The 19643-nt window shown below is 59.4% G+C and carries 19 protein-coding genes; 10 read left to right on the top strand and 9 right to left on the bottom strand.

Translation table 11 applies throughout. The features are described from left to right. Positions 1-203 precede the first annotated feature (203 nt). Positions 204-944: a helix-turn-helix domain-containing protein gene (locus ACYQ1A_RS20175; protein WP_499365254.1), complete on the bottom strand. Its 741-nt coding sequence runs from the start codon at positions 942-944 to the stop codon at positions 204-206. 32 nt (positions 945-976) lie between these two features. Next, complete coding sequence (locus tag ACYQ1A_RS20170) at positions 977-1420, bottom strand: GNAT family N-acetyltransferase (RefSeq protein WP_499365252.1); 444 nt, start codon at positions 1418-1420, stop codon at positions 977-979. Between the two features lie 366 nt (positions 1421-1786). Between ACYQ1A_RS20170 and lepB the strand changes: the two genes are divergently transcribed. Further along, positions 1787-2746: a signal peptidase I gene (lepB, locus tag ACYQ1A_RS20165; RefSeq protein ID WP_499365250.1), complete on the top strand. Its 960-nt coding sequence runs from the start codon at positions 1787-1789 to the stop codon at positions 2744-2746. On the opposite strand, the gene ACYQ1A_RS20160 is transcribed toward lepB, so the two are convergent. The 6 genes from ACYQ1A_RS20160 to ACYQ1A_RS20135 form a co-directional block, all read right to left on the bottom strand. Further along, positions 2736-3449 (bottom strand): FadR/GntR family transcriptional regulator, encoded by a 714-nt coding sequence (locus tag ACYQ1A_RS20160; RefSeq protein WP_499365248.1) that lies wholly within the window; start codon positions 3447-3449, stop codon positions 2736-2738. The genes lepB and ACYQ1A_RS20160 overlap by 11 nt on opposite strands. 71 nt (positions 3450-3520) lie before the next feature. Then, positions 3521-5065, bottom strand: a complete 1545-nt coding sequence (arfA, locus tag ACYQ1A_RS20155) for an arabinosylfuranosidase ArfA (RefSeq protein ID WP_499365243.1) — start codon at positions 5063-5065, stop codon at positions 3521-3523. 79 nt (positions 5066-5144) lie between these two features. After that, a complete protein-coding gene (locus tag ACYQ1A_RS20150; RefSeq protein WP_499365240.1) occupies positions 5145-6461 on the bottom strand; it encodes an extracellular solute-binding protein in 1317 nt (438 codons plus the stop codon). Positions 6462-6524: 63 nt separating this feature from the next. Beyond that, a complete protein-coding gene (locus ACYQ1A_RS20145) occupies positions 6525-7367 on the bottom strand; it encodes a carbohydrate ABC transporter permease (protein ID WP_499365236.1) in 843 nt (280 codons plus the stop codon). Beyond that, positions 7364-8362, bottom strand: coding sequence for a carbohydrate ABC transporter permease (locus ACYQ1A_RS20140; protein WP_499365234.1), 999 nt, complete (start codon positions 8360-8362; stop codon positions 7364-7366). Before ACYQ1A_RS20140 ends, ACYQ1A_RS20145 begins: the two co-directional genes overlap by 4 nt. Continuing rightward, positions 8316-9398 carry an ABC transporter ATP-binding protein gene (locus tag ACYQ1A_RS20135; RefSeq protein ID WP_499365230.1) on the bottom strand — a complete coding sequence of 361 codons (1083 nt, stop codon included), beginning with the start codon at positions 9396-9398 and terminating at the stop codon, positions 8316-8318. The genes ACYQ1A_RS20140 and ACYQ1A_RS20135 overlap by 47 nt, the downstream gene beginning before the upstream one ends. 437 nt (positions 9399-9835) lie before the next feature. Between ACYQ1A_RS20135 and ACYQ1A_RS20130 the strand changes: the two genes are divergently transcribed. The 8 genes from ACYQ1A_RS20130 to ACYQ1A_RS20095 are packed head-to-tail and all read left to right on the top strand — an operon-like array spanning position 9836 to position 18141. Further along, positions 9836-10504 carry a cysteine hydrolase family protein gene (locus ACYQ1A_RS20130; RefSeq protein WP_499365227.1) on the top strand — a complete coding sequence of 223 codons (669 nt, stop codon included), beginning with the start codon at positions 9836-9838 and terminating at the stop codon, positions 10502-10504. Beyond that, positions 10479-11471: an oxamate carbamoyltransferase subunit AllH family protein gene (locus ACYQ1A_RS20125; RefSeq protein WP_499365224.1), complete on the top strand. Its 993-nt coding sequence runs from the start codon at positions 10479-10481 to the stop codon at positions 11469-11471. Before ACYQ1A_RS20130 ends, ACYQ1A_RS20125 begins: the two co-directional genes overlap by 26 nt. A gap of 15 nt (positions 11472-11486) precedes the next feature. Continuing rightward, on the top strand, positions 11487-13073 hold the full coding sequence (fdrA, locus tag ACYQ1A_RS20120) for an acyl-CoA synthetase FdrA (protein WP_499365221.1): 1587 nt from the start codon (positions 11487-11489) through the stop codon (positions 13071-13073). Further along, the gene (locus tag ACYQ1A_RS20115; RefSeq protein WP_499365217.1) at positions 13070-14506 is read left to right on the top strand and encodes a YlbE family protein; all 1437 of its coding nucleotides are present in this window, start codon (positions 13070-13072) and stop codon (positions 14504-14506) included. Before fdrA ends, ACYQ1A_RS20115 begins: the two co-directional genes overlap by 4 nt. Further along, entirely contained in the window at positions 14503-15462 is a 960-nt protein-coding gene (locus tag ACYQ1A_RS20110; protein WP_499365213.1) for a carbamate kinase, read from the top strand. The genes ACYQ1A_RS20115 and ACYQ1A_RS20110 overlap by 4 nt, the downstream gene beginning before the upstream one ends. Before the next feature lie 29 nt (positions 15463-15491). Then, positions 15492-15905: an allophanate hydrolase-related protein gene (locus ACYQ1A_RS20105; RefSeq protein ID WP_062223198.1), complete on the top strand. Its 414-nt coding sequence runs from the start codon at positions 15492-15494 to the stop codon at positions 15903-15905. Between the two features lie 33 nt (positions 15906-15938). Next, positions 15939-17171, top strand: coding sequence for a cytosine permease (locus ACYQ1A_RS20100; protein WP_499365210.1), 1233 nt, complete (start codon positions 15939-15941; stop codon positions 17169-17171). Positions 17172-17199: 28 nt separating this feature from the next. Further along, complete coding sequence (locus tag ACYQ1A_RS20095; RefSeq protein WP_499365207.1) at positions 17200-18141, top strand: LysR substrate-binding domain-containing protein; 942 nt, start codon at positions 17200-17202, stop codon at positions 18139-18141. 29 nt (positions 18142-18170) lie between these two features. Here ACYQ1A_RS20095 and ACYQ1A_RS20090 read toward each other — a convergent pair whose 3' ends face one another. After that, positions 18171-19046 carry an SDR family oxidoreductase gene (locus tag ACYQ1A_RS20090; protein WP_499365203.1) on the bottom strand — a complete coding sequence of 292 codons (876 nt, stop codon included), beginning with the start codon at positions 19044-19046 and terminating at the stop codon, positions 18171-18173. Positions 19047-19154: 108 nt separating this feature from the next. Between ACYQ1A_RS20090 and ACYQ1A_RS20085 the strand changes: the two genes are divergently transcribed. Continuing rightward, on the top strand, positions 19155-19562 hold the full coding sequence (locus ACYQ1A_RS20085) for a winged helix-turn-helix transcriptional regulator (protein WP_062223196.1): 408 nt from the start codon (positions 19155-19157) through the stop codon (positions 19560-19562). The last annotated feature ends 81 nt before the right edge of the window (positions 19563-19643 follow it).

Raw genomic sequence — 19643 nt, 5'->3', positions numbered from 1 at the left:
CTGACATCGGCTCGGTGCCGCTGTCTCTGCGTTTCGCTGTGTTTGCTGCAGCAGGGAGGCGAAATATACGGCTCGGCCGCAGGAGCGTCAACACCTGGTTGCAAACAAATTTCAGCCAAAACAGTAAGCCACTAAAAATAAAGAGAATTTTCCTACAATTATTTTCGCTTCGTCCTACATGCCCTGCCTTTGCCGGGTGTTTTCTAAGTAGCAGTTCGGCGCAAATTGCCAAAAGCAGCCAGTTCCCACCCCCGCATTGCCAACAAAAGACCGGTGCCCTGCCTTCTAGCCAGCGGTGTTTCCAGACTTTCCTGGTGCAACTCGGCAAAGCGCTGGCGCAGTTTGCGGATTTCGGCGTGCATACGCGTCAGCGCATCTGCCGACAACATGCCATGCGAGAACGCCAGCACTTCATCGGCCCCGGCAAAATCGCCACGCAGAAAATCGGGCAATCCTTTCTGGCGGAAGAAACTGCGGATCGGACCATCTGGCAGCCAGTCGAAGTTGCGCGTCACATTCAAGCGGATCCGGTTGCCCGGCAGAAAATGAATCAGGCGCAGCCGGTCCAGTCGCACCAGCAGGCGTATGCATTCGTGCTCGCTCATTTGATACACATGGACGATGTCGGCCATTTCCCAATGATTGAGCGCACACACCGCCACCAGCAGCAGCGGAATCTCGGAAACCAGCTCGCGTTCTTGCGCTTCGCTTAACAGTTGTAACTGGTTTTCCCCCACCACCGCTTCTTGCGCCAACTCGGCCAAAGTAAAACCGAGCAGGTTACTTATCTCGATTAACCGGTCCACGCCCATACGGCGCGATGCGAACATGCGTTTGACGCTGGGCTCAGACAGCTTGAGCACCTCGCCCAGGCGGCGATAGGTATAGCCCTGGCTTTTAAGATGGCGCTTGAGCGTAGACACCAGTTGATCGAGTTCAGCCATGGTCAATTGCTTTCTTATATATATGTGTGGGATCAGGCCAGGGCGATTTCGTAGCGCACATGATCAGTCCGGGTGGCCAGTTTGTCGTAAACGGCGCGCGCTGCGGCATTGTCGGTATCGGTGATCCAGTAAATGCGGCGCCAGCCTTGAGCCTGCGCCAGTGACTTGAGATGCTCGATCAAAGCCGTGGCCACGCCCAGCCTTCGTCCGGACGGCGCCACAAACAGGTCTTCCAGATAGGCGATAGTGCGTTCGCTCCACGTATGCGGATGGCAGACGTAATGACAGAAGCCAAGCAACTCGCCCAAGTCATTAAAGGCGCCGATGCCATGAATGGTGGAATCAGGCTGCATGATGCGATGCCAGGTAGCGCTGCGCGCCTCGGGCGCCAACGCCGCAGAATAGAAATCGCAGTAGCTTTGCCACTGCGTGAGCCACGCCGCGTGGTCATGCGCTTGCAAAGGTCGGATCAGCATCTGATGAGTGCTTCCTGCTCAAGATTGCGCTGCGGTAATAGGGAACCGCCAATGCGACAGCATTCTAGACGCCCGGCGCCCCGCCATGCCAACCCCTGCTCATGGTTGTTTCATGCCCGTGACAGTGGCCCACCTCTGCCAGCGCGCAATTATTGCTGCTTGCGTCCCTTCGGTCCGCCGCAAGCGCGGTGCCAGTAATTAGTCACGTCTTGCGCAGCGCCGCCTCAGCTTTTATAAAGGCATACCCCGGTGCCGGGGAACCGATCCGCGCTGGATGGACTCGATAGCCAGGCACCGTCGCATTGTGTGATTACAGCCGGGCTCGGCATGCGCAATGCATCTAATAAATAACAATTGAGGTCAGGCATGAATTGGCTCCTGGTAGGCATCGTTGCGCTAATTGCGGCACCGATCCTGGTGGTAAGCGGAAATCGTCAGCCGCGTGAAGGCAGCGAAGCACCGCAACTGGTGCAATACGGCTATCTGGCCGGCATCATTGGTCTGTTTATATTGCTGGTGCAGTGGATGTCGATCAGCGCCGCCATGCTGATCTTTCTGTTGGGCACCGGCGTGATCTGGGCGGTGGATAAATGGGTCATCAGCAAACGCCCGGCCCACCCGCGCCCGGATTGGGCGGAATATGGCCGCGGTTTTTTTCCGGTGTTGCTGGTGGTATTTGTGTTACGGGCGTTTGTGGTGGAGCCGTATCAAATTCCCTCTTCTTCGATGCGGCCGGGGCTGGTGGTCGGCGATTTTATTCTGGTGAATAAATTTACCTACGGTTTGCGCGTGCCGGTGCTGAACAAGGTGTTCCTGCATATGGGCAGTCCACAGCATGGCGATGTGATGGTGTTCAACCATCCGGACAAGCCCGAAATCAATCTGATCAAACGTGTGATCGGGGTACCGGGCGATACCGTCGAATACCGCAACAAGCAGCTCTATATTAATGGCGCGCCGTTGCCGACCCAGCCCGCCGGAGAGCACGACTATCTGGAAGGCGACAATATGTCGGTGCGTAATATGCAATTCGCCGAGAAACACGGCGAGCATTTATATAACACGCTGCAGGCCATCGATAATCCGCCTGCAGTTAACCTGGCCGCCGTGGAAGACTTTCCCTATCGCGAAAATTGTCAGTACGACACCAATGCATTTACCTGCAAGGTGCCCGAGGGCAATTACTTCATGATGGGCGATAACCGCGACCATTCGGGCGACGGCCGTTACTTCGGTTTTGTGCCTGACAAGTATGTGGTTGGCAAAGCCTTTCTGGTCTGGTTCAACCTCGGCCATTTAAAGCGCATCGGCACGTTTATCCAGTGATATTCCGGCCGCCGTCCGGGTCGCCGATCACCGCCAGCGGCAACACCCTGGCGTGTGACACCTGCAGCAGCGTGGTCATGGCCGCGCCCGCTGCGGGCACTGCGCGCGCAGCAATGGCTTCTTGCACCGCGGCGTAATACATCAGATCTTCGCCGGGATTGGAGCCGTGCCGGTGCAGCATGCCGGATGACACGCGCAGTGCCGCCTTGATGGCCCCGCCTATGGTAATAAACATGCCATTGCGCGAGGCATTGATGATGGCCAGATGAAAATCCAGATCTGCCTGTGCTGCCATGCGCACATCGCTGCCTGCGTTAGCCAGCTCGGCATAGCGGCGGCCTATCTGGCGCAAATCCTCATCGGTGCCGTGCAGGGCCGCCAGTTGGCTGGCGCGCGGCTCAAAGCACAGGCGCATCTCGAAAATATCCTCGACGATGGCGCGATCAAATTGCGCTTCCAGCCGCCACGCCAGCACATCCCGGTCCAGCAGATTCCAGTCGGTAAACGGCAACACCCGCGTGCCGATCTTGGGCGAGACTTCCAGCAGGCGCTTGCCTGCCAGATGCTTGATCGCCTCGCGGATGGTGGTGCGGCTTACACCGTAGGCCGCACACAGTTCCGGTTCGATCGGCAGCAGATCTCCCGGCCGGAATTCGCCGCTGACCACGCGCATACCGAGGATGCGCGCGACCTGTGCGCTCATGGTCCCTACCAGTGGTTCGCGTTCAAACACCTGGCTGGCCTCCCCGCTCATCACGCCACCGCGGCGCTGAACTAACGGGTTTCACTATTGCCTTGGCCGCGGCGGTCGCTGGCTTGGGTCACGATGACATTCCATGAGCCCGGTTTCAGCCTGGCGATGATGGTTTCACCATCCGCGCGCACCTGGTCGTTATGGCCGGGGGCCACGGTGTCCGGCGCTTCGCGCGTATTGGTCGCCTTCATATTGGTGTGATGCAATTCCAGCGCCTGGACAATCTGGCGTTCGCGTCCAAGGCCGCGCAATTCAATGCGCAATTCCATTTCATCCGTCAGATGGCGATTCAGCGCAAAGATCACGCTCTGACCCGTGCTTTCGTCGTCCACTACGCTGGCGCAGAGATAGGGAATCTCGGCAAATGATTTGGCGCTATACGACGGCGAATCGATAACCGGGCGCAGCACCCGGCCATGAGCAAATTGCGAGGCCTGGGCAAATGGATAAAAGATGGTCTGGCGCCACGCTGCGCCGCCCGGTTCGGTCATGATCGGGCCTATCACATTGACCAGTTGCGCCAGGCAGGCGGTTTTTACCCGATCGCAATTATTCATCATCACGATAAGCGCACCGCCATTCACCAGCGCGTCTTCAAAGTTATAAACCTCTTCAATCAAACGCGGCGCCTGCGGCCAACCCGGCTTGCGCAAATCATCGATGCTGCGCGCCTTGTACCAGACATTCCATTCATCAAACGACAGCATGATGCGTTTGCGCGAGTGTTTGCGCGCCGCCACACCATCGGCCACGGCCACGATTTCTTTGATGAATTGATCGGTCTGCTCGATATTGCCAAAAAATTCTTCGGTCGAATCGTAGCGATTGGTGAAATAGGTATGCAAAGAGATGAAGTCGACCTCATCAAAACAATGGTCGAGCACCGTGTGTTCCCACTCGCCATAAGTCGGCATATCCCATTGCGAAGAACCGCACGCCGCCAGGGTAATGGTCGGATCGACCTGGCGCATGACTTTGGCCGTCTCCAGCGCGATGCGCCCATATTCCTGCGGCGTTTTGCGGCAGATTTGCCAAGGGCCATCCATTTCATTGCCGAGGCACCAGAACTTGATGTCGTGCGGTTTTTCCACGCCGTGCTCGCGGCGTAAATCGCTGAGCGCGGTGCCGCCCGGGTGATTGCAATATTCGACAAAATGGCGCGCTTCATCCGGGCCGCGCGTGCCCAGGTTAACGCCAAACATGGGCTCGACGCCCGCCTTGTTGGCCCAGCGCATAAATTCATTGGTGCCAAACTGATTGGTCTCGGTGGAATACCACGCCAGATCCAGCCGTACCGGGCGCTGATCTTTTGGGCCAACGCCGTCTTCCCAGTTGTAGCCCGACATGAAATTGCCGCCCGGATAACGCACGATGGTCGGGCCGAGTTCACGCGTCAGATCCAGCACGTCCTGGCGAAAGCCGTCTTCGTCGGCGCTGGGATGGCCGGGTTCATAAATGCCGGTGTAGACGCACCGGCCCATATGTTCGACAAAAGTGCCAAACAAGCGGCGGTCGAGGTCGGCAATGGCGAAATCGCGGTCGACGATGAGGCGCGAACTGATCATGGCGAACGTTCCTGCAAAAAGTCCAGAAAGGGGTGGCGGTGGCCCCGCGAGGCCACGCCCGGGTAAGGTAGGATGCGGCTTAATGCACGCCGGCGAGCAAGGTATTAACGCGACTTTCGATTGCGTCCTCGACTGCCGGAATCGCTTTGCCTGACAGCATCATGCTGGAGATTTCTTCACCGATAATGGCTTCGATGGCACGCTGGCGCGGCACATTGTTTGGCGTGGTCATGCCGATCTGCGTGATCTCAAGAATGTTTTTGCGGAACGGCAGCGCCTGGTATTGCGCGCTTTGCACCACCTTGTTATTGGCGGGCAAATGGCCGGTGCGTGACCAGTCGTAATCGTGGTCCCACAAGAATTTGAGGAAGCTCAGCGCGGCCTTTTTCTCGGCCTCGTTGTGCGTGCCCCCCTTGATCAGTACCCAGCTATGCCCATCGGCAAAGATGGCCTTCTTGCCATACAGATTGGCAAACGGAACCACGTCGTAACCGCCATGCAACGGCGAATCCGGCTTGGCCGCGGCGGTCATGAAGTCATCGATGGTCCAGTTGCCGACCACGTCGACTGCCACATCGCCCCCGGTGAAAGCCTGCTGCGTGGCGCCGTAATCGAGGCCTTTCTTGATATAGCCTTCGGTCCACAGTTTGTTCATCAACGTGAGCGCGTTGGTGGCGGCAGGCGTGTGTACGCTGATCTTGCGACCGTCCGCGCTAAACACTTGCGCATTCTGCTGATACATCAGCGTCAAGAAGGTCCGCGTGGGCGCGGCGGTTTCGTTGGTGGTGGTCCAGGAGAAATACGGCTTGCCGGTGGCGTCCTTGATCTTTTTGGCCTGCGCCAGCAATTCGTCGGGCGACCGGGGCAGGATGGGCTGGCCATCCGGCGTGGTCAGGCCCGCTTTCTTGAAGTAATTAACATTGATATGCCACAGCCACGACCAGGTATCGAACGGCAGCGCGTAAGTCTTGCCACCGATGATCACGCCGCGTTTGGCGTGCGGCGTAAAGTCCGCGGTGTTGATGCCCACGCTCTTGAAACCATCGTCCAGCGGCTCGACCAGTTTGCGACTGACAAAATCGCCCAGCACCGACTGATGCATGACCGCAATGGTGGGTACGTTATGCGCCACGATGCGGGAAGTCAGTTGATCGTAATACGGGCCCCACTCCGCCACTTCGGCCTTGACCACCACGCCGTCTTTATTGGTTGCGTTGTACTGATTAACCAGACTGGTAATCGTGCCGCATTCGCCCGTGGCTTTGCTGACATCGGCCACTTTGCCGTAGTCCGCTTCGCAGGCGCCAAAAAAGCGGGCGAGCGTGATTTCGGTGGCGGCATGGCCGGTGCCGAGCGCAGCGCCCAGACACAAAGCCAACACAGATCGAGTCGTCATACCGGCTTGCATTGTTGTTGTCTCCTGATGATATGAACGCAGCGCGGCCCAGCCGCACCACGGCTAGCGCACGGTGGTACCCGCCACCGCAGAAACGATGTGCTTCTGGAAAAACAGGTAGATGACAAAAATCGGCAAACCGGCAAACACGGCCTGCGCCATCAGATAGCCTATGCCTTCGGACTGGGCGAAGTTACTTTGCGTGGCGGCCAGTCCCAGCGTGAGCGTGTACATATCGGGTTTGGAGGCCGAAATCAGCGGCCACAGATAATCGTTCCACGCGGTCAGAAAGGTGAAGATGCCCAGCGTGGCCTGCGCCGGTACCGACAGCGGCAACACGATGCGCAAAAAGATCTTCCAGCGCGGGGTGCTGTCCAGCAGCGCGGCTTCTTCGATGTCTTTGGGGATGGCTTTGAAATACTGCGTCATCAAAAACACCCCGAATGGCGCAGCCAGGCGCGGCAGGATCAGCCCGCTGTAGGTGTTGTGCAAATCGAGGTCGGCAAACAAACGATGCAAGGGGATAACCACCGCTTGTTCCGGTACCGCTAAACCGGCCAGCACAAACACGTACAAGGCTTTCTGTCCCGGGAATGCCGTGCGGGCAAAGCCATAACCGGCCAGCGAGCACAACACCAGCGTCAGCACGGTCTGCGTGATCGAGACAATGCAACTGTTGGCAATCCAGCGGAACACCGACGAGGTGCCCAGAATGTCGGTGTAGTTTTTGAGCGTGTACGGCGCCCCGAGGATGACGTCTGTGTGTTGCGCCAGAAAAGCGTTGGGCTTGAACGACAGCGCAAATACCCAGGCCAGCGGCGCAATCCACACCAACGCCAGAATAATGACCGCAGCCAGGATCATGCGGTCGCCCAGACGGCGGCCAGCGTGTTGATGAATGCTCATGACGGGTCTCCGGAGCGGGCCTGGCCGCGTTTGCTGATCCACATCTGGATGGCCACGCCGATCAACATCAGGCCAAACAACACTTGTGCCGCCGCCGCGCTGTAGCCCAGCGCCCACTGCTGGAAGCCCGCCTCATAAATAAATTGCACCAGCGGACGCGAGCTATTGTTGGGGCCGCCATTGGTCATCAATTGCGCCTGGCCAAACAACTGGAATTGCAGGATGACTTCGATGATCGCGACCAGCGCCACGGTCTTGCGCAGTGACGGCAAGGTGATGGACCAGAACGTACGCCAGCGCCCGGCGTTGTCCATGGCGGCGGCTTCGTAGATTTCTTCGGGGATCTGCTGCAACGCGGCCAGAAACAACATCATCGGCAAGCCAATAATCCACCACACCGTGACCAAAGCTATGGCCGGCAAGGCCAGCGCGCTGCTGGTCAGCGGATTGATGCTGGCCAGGCCCAGCCCGTGCATCACATTGGCCAGCAGACCTTTATCGGTCATAAAGACCAGACGCCAGACCAGGGTGACGATGGTTACCGACAGCACCGACGAGCCGAAGAAAATCGTGCGCAGCGCCGTACCGATGCGATCCTGCCGATTGAGTGCCAGCGCCAGCGCCAGCCCCAACGCCACAAAGGCGGGCGTGGTCATCAGCACAAACAGAAAGGTGTTGCGGATGGCACCGCGGAAAATATCGTCGTGCCACAGCCGGGCAAAATTGGCGAGCCCGATAAAATTACGGTCGCCAGACAGCACATCCACATCGTTCAGGCTCAGCCACAAACCAGTCACCACCGGCACCACCAGCAGCGCCACATAAACCAGGACAAAGGGCAGCACAAACAAGGCGTTACTCCAGTGCTGCACGCCTCTTACCTGGGGCAGACTGGATTTACGCGTGGCGGCGGGAAGCGCGGACAAGGTTGTGGTCATCGCGGTGGCCTCAGGCGGCATGCCAGGCGCGCCCGGCTTCATCAAATAAATGGACATGCTCAGGCTCAAAGCGCAGACCGACCAGATCACCACTGGCTACCGGTGATTCGCGATGCGCTTGCGCCACCACGCTGTGGCCGTTATTGAGCGTCACATAGACCAGGGTGCGTTCACCCAGTCGCTCAATGACATCAGCACGGCCGCGCACAGGCGATGCATCATCCAGTAGCAACGATTCGGCCCGCACCCCGGCCACCAGTCTGGCATCGCGCCGCGCGGCCTGCAGCGGCACGCTGGTCTGGACTTCGGTGCCGTCAGCAAGGCGCACCCGGATGCAATCGGCGTCGGCAGCCACGGGCACCGCATCGATGAAATTCATGGCGGGCGAGCCGATAAAACCCGCCACAAATCGCGTGGCCGGTTTGCGATAGATTTCAATCGGCGTACCCATTTGCTCGATGCGACCGCGGTTCATCACCACGATACGGCTGGCCAGCGTCATGGCTTCGACCTGGTCGTGCGTCACAAACACCATGGTGGTTTTGAGCCGCTGATGCAGCCGCGCCAGTTCCACCCGGGTACGGTTGCGTAATGCAGCATCGAGATTGGACAAAGGCTCATCAAACAAAAAAGCGCCCGGCTCTTTGACCACGGCGCGGCCAATCGCCACGCGTTGCCGCTGGCCACCAGACAGCTGTATCGGTTTGCGCGTCAGCATGCCGTCCAGTTCCAGCATGCGTGCCGCTTCGCTAATGCGGCGATCAATCTCCGCCGCGGGCACATTGACGTTGCGCAGACCGAAGGCCATGTTTTCGCGCACCGTCATATGTGGATACAGCGCGTAATGCTGAAACACCATGGCGAGATCGCGCTCACCAGGCGCACTGGCGGTCACATCCTGGCCGCCGATCTTGATCTGGCCCGCGCTGACGGGTTCCAGTCCGGCAATCATGCGCAACAAGGTCGACTTGCCACAGCCCGACGGACCAAGAAAAACCAGGAACTCGCCGGACTCAATATCGAGATTGAATTCCGGAATGATTTCGGTGTTGCCATAGCGTTTGTTGACGCCCACCAACTGGATACCTGCCATGGTTAACCTCCGCCGCGTTTTGGTGCTTTCGTATGATGAATCGCATCATAGAGGTGGCCTGGCGCGCTTCAACATGGCCGGATTTGCTGGTTTTGTGGACGATCTGGCTGGATTGTAGTCAGGCAAGCCCAACTACAAATTCGGCCTGGGCGCACGGCAAGGCCGGGTTTGGGCGCTTTGATTTCCGGCCGTTTCGGGTGCGCGATTAAGCAGCGCAATTTGAGTTACGTACTAATTAAGCAATAACAATTATTCATTGCGGAATTTGATAATAGCGATAGCGATTTGATTCATCTCAAACAATTGCGATTTGAGACCATCAAAAATTTTGTCGCCAAGACAAAAATCATTCCGCTGTATTTTTTGAAGCCCGTACTTATACTCCCAGCAGAAATTTCAATTCAATCGTTTTCTATTTCTGTTCAAGGGTGTCGTCAATGGCTACTACCGCTTTTATTGCTGAACCGTTTGCTTTGCCTTTTGATAAAAAGACAACAGCATTGTTGATGATCGATATGCAACGCGATTTTGTTGAACCCGCCGGTTTTGGCGAAGCGCTGGGCAACGATGTCTCGTTGGTGCGCGCCGCCATCGAGCCCTGCAAAAAAGTGCTCGAGGCTGCACGCAAGGCTAATCTGCTGGTTATCCACACCCGGGAAGGCCATCGCCCTGATCTCAGCGATTGCCCGCCCGCCAAACTTACTCGCGGCGGCAAGACGTTTATCGGTACGACTGGCCCCATGGGCCGTATCCTGGTGCGCGGCGAAGCGGGCCACGATCTGATCCCCGAGCTTTATCCGCGTGCGGGCGAACCCGTTATCGACAAGCCTGGCAAAGGCGCGTTTTATCAGACCGACCTGCATGTCATTCTGCAAAATCATGGCATCAAAACGCTGATCGTCTGCGGCGTCACCACCGAAGTCTGCGTCACCACTACCGTGCGCGAGGCCAATGACCGCGGCTTTGAATGCCTGGTGCCGGCGGATTGCGTCGGCTCTTACTTTCCCGAGTTCCAGAAGTCGTCGCTGGAAATGATCAAAGCACAAGGCGCCATCTTTGGATGGGTAAGCAATGCCGGCAATGTCATCACTGCCCTCGCAGCCTGACGCGGCCTTGCTGCCACTCACCACCCGGCTGCCTGTGCTGTCAGTGGGCTATTTGCTGCGTCGGCGCTGGCATGACGACCAGGCGCTACGCGTGCACAGCTGCTTTGCCCATGCGCTTAACCTGGTCTGGCACGATGGCAATCTGTGCTCGGTGCTGTCGGCGCCCGCCACCGCGCAGCCGATGGCCGTGGTGGTGCAAGTGGGCGAGAACTGGGACTGGCGCGAGCATTGCGCCGCCGGGCAGTGGCTGTTGTATCGGCACGGCAGTCTGACCACGTCGCAACACTGGCATATCGAACTGAGCAGCGCCGCCGTGTGGGAAGCACCGCGCCCGCGCGCCCTGCTTGATGCTTTGCCTGCCCACGCCTTGCGCCAGGTTCATGCCTTGCTGCTCGACCACCTGCGCGGCTACATCAGCCAACGTCCGCGGACGAGTGCGCTCAGCCTGTTCCCCGGCGATGCATGGGGGATAGCGGTGACGCAGTGGAATGCCGACACACCGCCGCCGGAATTGCAGCGCAATGTGAGTGCCCTACTCGGCCTTGGCCATGGCTTAACCCCCGACGGCGACGATTATTTATTGGGCTATCTGGCCGCATTGCACCACTGCCACAGGCTGGTGGCCCATTTTCGCGTAATGGCCAATGCGGTTTCGATTGGATTAGCGCGAACCACCGGAATTAGCCAGCATTATCTGCAATTGGCCAGCCAGGGTCATTTCTCACAATCAATTTTAATTCTGATTAATTCGATTGCGACTAATCCACAAGCCGACGTTTTAATAAACGCGGCTGACCGCGTCATGCAATACGGTGCTTCTTCCGGTATCGATACCCTGGCTGGCTTTCTGCATGGTTTGAGAACCGTGGTTGAAGCCGTCGAACAATGGGATAGCGCCCGTCTGGATCGCAATACCCAGCTACATGACAGCGCAGTTGGCGGTGGCATGCGCAGCAATATTTATTGAATAAAGGGCTTGATCATGCAGATCAAACATCAGATTTTTCGTAACCGGTATCAGGACTCCGTATCGCTGATGCAGCTATCGGCCCGTATCTGCGCGCTGGCCGGGATCAGCCAGGCCTCGGTGGTCATGGGCACACCTGCCAACCAGAGCCAGTTGGCCGACGCCGGTCTGGCCTGCAGCGAAGCCGTCGGCCCGAATGACCTGATCATCGCGCTGCGCGGCAGTGCCGAGGCCTGCGAACAAGCCATGGCGCTGGCCACCGGCGCACTCGAAAGCAAATCTTCCGGCAACTCGGCCACCAGCGCCGTCGAAGCGCCCCCAGCCAGTCTGGCGCAAGCGCACGAGAGCAATCGCGATATCAACCTGGCGCTGGTTTCAGTCCCCGGGGACTATGCCGCCGCCGAGGCCATCAAGGCGCTGCGCCTGGGCATGCACGTGATGCTGTTCAGCGACAACATCAGCCTGGCACTGGAAAAGCAGATCAAAACGTTGGCGCATTCGCAGCAACGGCTGGTCATGGGGCCTGATTGCGGCACCGCCATCATCAATGGCATGCCGCTGGGGTTCGCCAATGTCGTGCGGCGCGGGGCGATCGGTGTGGTCGGGGCCTCGGGCACCGGCATGCAGGAAATCACCTGCCGCATCGATCAACTGGGCTCCGGTATTTCGCAAGCACTGGGTACCGGCGGCCACGATCTGCACGAAGAAATCGGTGGCCTGTCCATGTTGGCCGGATTACAGGCACTGGCGGACGATCCCGCGACCAGGGTTATTGTGCTGGTGTCCAAACCGCCCGCACCCGCAGTGGCCGATCGCATCCTGGCGCAGGCCAGCATCGCGGGCAAACCGGTGGTCGTGCACTTCCTCGGCGCCGACCCGGCCAGCATCCAGGGCACGGGCATCACCGCAGCGCACACGCTGGCGCATGCCGCCGAGGTGGCCGTCGCACTGGAACACAACCGCAGGCCTCCCGCCGCCGCTCACACCCTGAGCGCAGAAGACACGCACATGCTCGATGCCGCTGCCTTTGCATTGGCGCCATCCCGGCGCGACATCCGGGCGGTCTTTTCTGGCGGCACTTTCTGCTACGAAGCGCAATTGCTGTGCCAGCGGGCGGGCCTCGTCGCCGCGTCCAATACGCCGGTCAAGGGCAACCTGCTGATCGCGGATCGCTGGAAAAGCGAAGGCCACACGCTGGTTGATATGGGCGACGACGAATACACCCGCGGTCGCCCGCATCCGATGATCGATCCCACCTTGCGCAACCAACGCATTCTGGCCGAACTGCGCGACCCCGCCACGGCCGTTGTGCTGTTCGACGTGGTGCTGGGTTACGGCGCTGCGGCCGAGCCGGTGGCTGATTTACTCGACGTATTCGCCCAGGCGCGGCAACAGGCGGGGGGCGCGGCGCTACCGCTGCTGCTCGCCCATGTCTGCGGCACCAGCGCCGATCCGCAAGATCGGGCACGCCAGAGCGCCAGTCTGCGCCGGGCCGGCGTACTGATTGCCGATTGCAATGCCCGCGCCGGGCAATGGGCCGCCTATATCGCCCGTCAACAAGCTAGCCGCATCCACGCAGACCTGGCAGGAGCCGCGCAATGAATATCCGTACTTCGCTGTTTGAACAGCAACTCCGAGTGGTCAACCTGGGGCTTGCAGCGTTTGCCGAGAATCTGACCCTGGCAGGCGGATCCGTAACCCAACTGGAATGGCAGCCACCGGCATCGGGCGATATCCAGGCGGGGCTGGACCTTGCCTTCCTGCTGAATCATCCGCGTGTGGAAGCGGCCAATCAGATCGCGTTCGAGCGCTATCTTGCTGCGCAGCCCGCGCTGATCGACGTACAAAGCGCCGCTGCAGTCCTGCCCGCCATGGCACAACGCAAGCTGATCCTGCATGCGGGCCCTCCCATCGCCTGGGCGGACATGTGTGGACCGATGCAGGGCGCCATCGTCGGCGCGCTGATCTACGAAGGCTGGGCCGCAAGCGCCGATGCCGCCACCCGGATGATTCTCGACGGCAAGGTCGAGCTGGAACCTTGCCACCAGCACGGCGTAGTTGGCCCCATGGCGGGCATAGTCAGCCCGTCCATGCCCCTGTGGGTTGTGCAAAACACGGCCAATGGGCGCTATGCCTACTGCAATTTTAATGAGGGGCTGGGCAAGGTTTTGCGCTTTGGAGCCAACAGCGCCGAGGTGCTGGAGCGTCTGCACTGGATGGCACAAGAGCTGGCGCCGGTAATGCGGGCCGCGCTCAGCGTGCTGGGGCCGGTCGAACTTGTGCCCATCATGGCGCAAGCCCTGCACATGGGGGACGAAGTGCATAACCGTAACGCTGCGGCCACGGGTTTGCTGCTTAAACGGCTGGTGCCCGCGCTATTGCGCAGTGGCCAGGCGGCCGCGCCGATCCAGCGCGCGATCGAGTTTATCTACAGCAATGACCACTTCTTTCTGAACCTGTCGATGGCCGCCTGCAAAGCGATGACCGATGCCGCCAGCGAGGTGCCCTTCAGCTCCATGGTCACCGTGATGGCGCGCAATGGCGTTAACTTCGGCATCCAGGTTTCGGGCACCGGCAAACGCTGGTACCAGGCGCCAGCTAATCCGGTCAACGGCTTGTATTTTCCCGGCTATGGCGCAGCCGATGCCACGGCCGACCTGGGCGACAGCGCGATCACTGAAACGGCGGGCGTGGGCGGCTTCGCCATGGCTTCCTCGCCCGCCATCGTCAAATTTGTGGGCGGTACGCCCGCTGATGCCACGCAAAACAGTCGGCGCATGCAGCGCATTACCCTCGGTGCCAACCCCACCTTTACTTTGCCCCCGCTCGACTTCGCGCCCACCGCCGCCGGCATTGATATCCGCAAGGTGGCTGACACCGGCATTTTGCCAATTATCAACACCGGCATCGCACACAAACTGGCTGGGGTGGGCCAGATAGGCGCGGGGATTACCACCGCGCCGATGCCCGGCTTTGTGGCCGCGATCCGGGCGCTGGCGGACCAGGTACGGCGCGCCGACGGGGGTGCCGCATGAAGCCCCGTCTCGCCGTCGTCGCGGTGGGTGGCAACGCCCTGATCCGCGATGACCAGCACACCAGCATTCCGGATCAGTACGAAGCGGTCATAGACAGTGTCAGCCACATCGCCCCGCTGATTGAAGCAGGCTGGAATGTGGTGCTCACCCACGGTAACGGCCCTCAGGTGGGCTTTATCCTGCGGCGCTCCGAAATGGCCGCCGCCGAGTTGGCCCCGGTTCCGCTCGATTACGCGGTGGGCGATACCCAGGGCGCCATCGGTTATATGTTTCAGAAGGCGCTAAGCAACGCCCTGCAGCGCCGCGGCCTGAGCAAACCCGTGATTACGCTGGTCACGCAAACACGCGTCAGTCTGAGCGACCCTGCTTTCCGCAAACCCGCCAAGCCGGTCGGGGCGTTTCTCGATGAAGCCACTGCCCGTTTGCGCCAGCAAGAACTGGGCTGGAGCGTAATGGAAGACGCCGGGCGCGGTTGGCGTCGCACGGTGGCCTCACCGCAGCCGCAAGAAATTCTGGAAAGCGGGTTGATCGCGCATCTGATCGAACAAGGTTGCGTCGTGATTGCCTGCGGCGGTGGCGGTATTCCGGTGGTGCGTGATGCCGCGCAGCAATTGCAGGGCGTCGAAGCCGTCATCGACAAGGATCTGGCCTCTGCGCTGCTGGCCAGCCAGCTGGGCGCCGATCTGTTGTTGATCCCTACCGGCGTCGAGCAAGTCGCCATCAATTTTGGCAAACCCGAGCAGCAATGGCTGCACCAGCTCAGCGTCGAGCAAGCGCAAGCGCTGATCGCTGCCGGCCAGTTTGGCGCGGGCAGCATGCTGCCTAAAGTCGAAGCCATCCTCGGTTTTGTCGAGCAATCGCGTCAGCAAGGCAAAACGGCCTGCGGCCTGATCACCAGCCCTGCCGCCATCGGCCGCGCGCTCGCGCACGAAACCGGTACCTGGATCCATGCCTGATGCTCACAAACCCAAGGAAAAACCTGCCCATGTCTGAAACCACCCTGCTCGCTGTCAACGGCACGCTGATGCGCGGGCTCAAACTCAATCCCAATATGTTGAACGTCGGCGGGCGCTTTGTGCGCGAAGACCATACCGACGAGCACTACCGCATCTGGAGCGTCAACGACGACCATCCCGGCATGATGCGCGTGACCGAAGGCGGTACCGCAGTTGCGCTGGAAGTGTGGGAATTACCGATGGCCTCGTTCGCCGCGCTGCTGCTCTCCGAACCCGCCGGGCTCTGCATCGGCAAGCTGCAATTGCGCAATGGCCAGGAAATGCTCGGCGTGCTGGCCGAACCATGGCGTATCGAGGGCCAGCTCGAAATCACGCGCTTTGGCGGCTGGCGTGCCTATATGGACCAGCAAGACCGCGCCGGTTCGGCGGCGTTCCGCATCTGATTCTTCAACCATTATTTGCGCAAGGAGATGACCATGCGTTCATCCAGTCCTGATACCGCCCCGGGCTATCGCATTGCCCTGATTTTGCTAGGCATTGCGGTGACACCCGTGCTCCTTTCCTCGTCCAGCATCGGCAGCCAGCTGGCCGATGGTGATCTGCTGCGCGTGGTGGGGCTAGGCGGCCTTATTCTCGCCATCATTTCGGCTGTCACCATCTGCGTGGGTGAAAAAGCCCGGCTGCCCACTTATGGCATCGTCAAATTCTCTTTTGGTGAAAAAGGCGCCGTTGCCATCAATGTGTTGCTGGCAATCAGTCTGTTCGGCTGGATTGCCGTCACCGCCAATATGTTCGGGCACTCGGTGCATGACTTGCTGGCGCAACACGGCGTCGACATTCCCACGCCGCTGCTGGTGGCTATCGGCTGCGTCATCTTCGTCGCTTCGACCGCGTTCGGCTTTGCCATCCTCGGCAAAGTGGCGCAGTTTGCCGTGCCTGTCATCGCGCTGATGCTGTGCTACATCGTGTACCGAGCCACCGAGGCCGAGCTGCCGCCCGCAGTGGTCATCGCGACCATGTCACCGGGGGTTGCTGTGTCTTCGGTGGTCGGCACCATCATCGTACTGGTGGCCACGTTGCCCGACTTCGGTTGCTTTGTGCATGACCGCAAACATGCATTGATTGCCGCCATCAGTGCTTTCCTGATTGCCTACCCGCTGCTGTACTGGGCTGGCGCCACGCCCAGTGCGCTCACCGGGCAAAGCTCTTTGCTTGGCGCAATGTCCTTGATGGGACTGGTTTTGCCCACGGCGCTGCTGCTGATCTTTGCCACTGTCACTGGCAACGCCGGCAATATGTTCCAGGGCACCCTGGTGGTTTCAACCCTGCTGACGCGCTTTCCCAAATGGCAGATTACGGTGGCGCTGGGCGTGCTGGCCTTTGTTGTGGGCAGCATGGACATCATGGCGTGGTTCATCCCGTTCTTGCTCTTCCTCGGCATCGCCACGCCGCCAGTGGCCGGTATCTATATCGCCGATTTTTTCCTGTATCGCCGCCACGGATACGATCAGGACAGTCTGAGCGCGGAACCACCGATCAAGCTGCTGACTTTTGTGGCGTGGCTGATCGCGTCGCTGACCGGATTCATGACGGTGAAGGGCTATTTTGTGCTGACCACCATCCCCTCGGTCGACTCCATCCTGGTGGCTTGCGTCTGCTACGCGCTACTTAGCCGACTGGCACCTCGGCGCAAATTGCAAACGGCGTAATGACCACGGCCGATCAGGAGCCCCGCGTATGTTTATATCGAGTGAGACAATCCGCATCGTGCGCCTGGTCGCCCGTTATCAAAGCATCACGGCCGCGGCAGTACAGATCCACAAAGTGCCTTCAGCGATCAGCTACACGGTCAAAAAGCTGGAAGAACAACTGGGTGTGGATTTGTTTATCCGCAAAGGCTCGTATATCGAGTTAACGCCAGCGGGCGAGTATTTTGTGGGTCATAGCAAAAGCGTGCTGGACGACCTGGAAGCCCTCAAGCGCAATACCGCCCTGGTGCACGAGGGGGTCGAGCGCGAGCTCAAGATTGCGGTGAACAACATCGTGCCGCATACGGTCTTGATCAATCTGATCTGCCAGTTCGAAACCATGTTTCCGTCCACGCAGATCAGCATGGCGCGCGAGGTTTATAACGGGTGCTGGGAAGCGCTATACAGTCGGCGTGCCGATCTGGTCATCGGCGGTCCGCACGTGGTGCCCAGTTCGGAAGGCGTAATCAGCCATAGTCTGGGTGAACTGGAATGGGATTTTGTGGTGGGGGCCGGCCACCCTTTGCGCGGGCAAACCGATCCTTTGCAAGCGCATGACTTGCGCCAGTACGCGGCCATCTGCATCCGTGACACAGCAATCAATTTCCATCCACAACAGGCATGGTTGCTGAATGGGCAAAAGCCGGTCTACGTCCCCGATTTTCATACGGCAACGGCGCTGATCGAACAAAACGCGGGCATCGGCTATGTGCCGCGCCATCTGGTGCTACCGCTGTTAGAGCGCGGCCTGCTGGTAAAAAAAGAATTGCAGGAACACAAACACGCCACGCATCTGTTTCTGGCGCATCGCACTGAAGGAATGGGACGGGTGCGACGTTGGGCAGTGGAATGGTTGTTACGGCCGGAAATCCGACCACTTTTATGTGGCCAGATTCCGGCAGATCAGCTTGCGAACGCCCTACCCAGCTAAGCAAGCAGGGCCCGCAACGCTGTTCCGGCTTATTTGCCCAGCGCCGTGCTCACAGCCACACTCAACGGCGTGGTCGGACGGCCAATCAGGGCACTCAGTTGCTTACCTTCATCAAACAAAGCGCCTTTGCTGGCCGCGTTATCGCTGTTCGCCAACAACTCGGCCACGAACTCGGGCAGGCCCACATCAATCAGCGCTTTCTTGTAGCCCGCTTCGTCCAGATGCACATAGTTAACCGGCTTGCCGGACTGGCGCGCAATTTCGGCGGCCAGCTCTGGACCGGTGTAACCGCTGTCGCCGGCCAACTCATAAACCTTGCCGGCTTGATCGTCGGTTGAGGTCAGCACCACTGCGGCCGCCTCGGCGTAGTCAGCACGCGTAGCTGCAGAAATCTTGCCCTCACCCGCCACGCCCAGCACCGCGCCATGTTGCACGGCGCCTGCTGCGCCGCCCGCCTGGTTTTCCAGGTACCAGCCATTGCGCAGCAACACATAAGGCACACCCGATGCCTTGAGCGCGGTTTCGGTTTGACGGTGTTCTTCGGCCAGGCCAAGGGCTGAGGTATCGGCATGCAATACGCTGGTGTAGGCCAACAGTTTGACGCCAGCGGCCTTGGCCGCGTTGATCACGTTTTGATGTTGCGTAGCGCGTTGGCCCAGTTCATTGGACGAGATCAGTAGCACCCGGTCGACACCCGCAAAGGCTTTTTCCAGACTCGCGGCGTCGGTGTAATCGCCGATACGGGTTTCGACGCCTTGCGCCACGAACGCTGCGGCGGCTTCCGGCTTGCGCACCAGCGCGATGACTTGCGTCGCGGGCACACGTTTGAGCAGTGCAGCCACCACCAGATGGCCGAGTTGGCCAGTGGCACCAGTGACCAGAATGCGTTGTTGAGTAGCGGACATATTGCTTTCCTGTAGGTTTTAAAAAGAGGACAGGTCTATAATAGAGACCGCCTCCGCTGCCCACAAGGAGGCAGTTTTTCCGCTCAAGGTTACCTGGAAGGAACCCTCATGAATTCGCGCAGTAATATCGTCGATCAATTTGGCGCCATGCGTGAAGCCGCATTCGATGCCTCACAATGCCCGGTGCGCAATGTGCTCGACCGTATCGGTGACAAATGGACCTCGCTGCTGGTGATGGCACTCGCCGCGCGACCGCATCGCTTTAGCGAATTGCAACGCACCACGCCGGATATCTCCAAGCGCATGCTCACTCAGACCTTGCGCAATCTGGAACGCGATGGCCTGATTATTCGTGAGGTATTTCCGACCAAACCCCCGTCGGTGCAATATCAATTGTCACCGCTGGGGGTATCGGTGTTAGCACCACTCGGCCATCTGATCGATTGGGCGGATCGCAGCTACGCGCAGATTCTGGCCGCCCGCGCCGCCTTCGATGCCGCCAATCCGCAGCCCTGAGCCGCCCTGCCGCTCATTCTCTTGTCATTGCAGCGTCATGATTAATTTCTATAACAAACGCACCAAGCCAGCGGCAGCGGC

The organism is Silvimonas sp. JCM 19000 (assembly GCF_054652575.1).
Note: the sequence above shows the minus strand (reverse complement) of the source record. Positions and strands in the feature narration are given on the sequence as shown.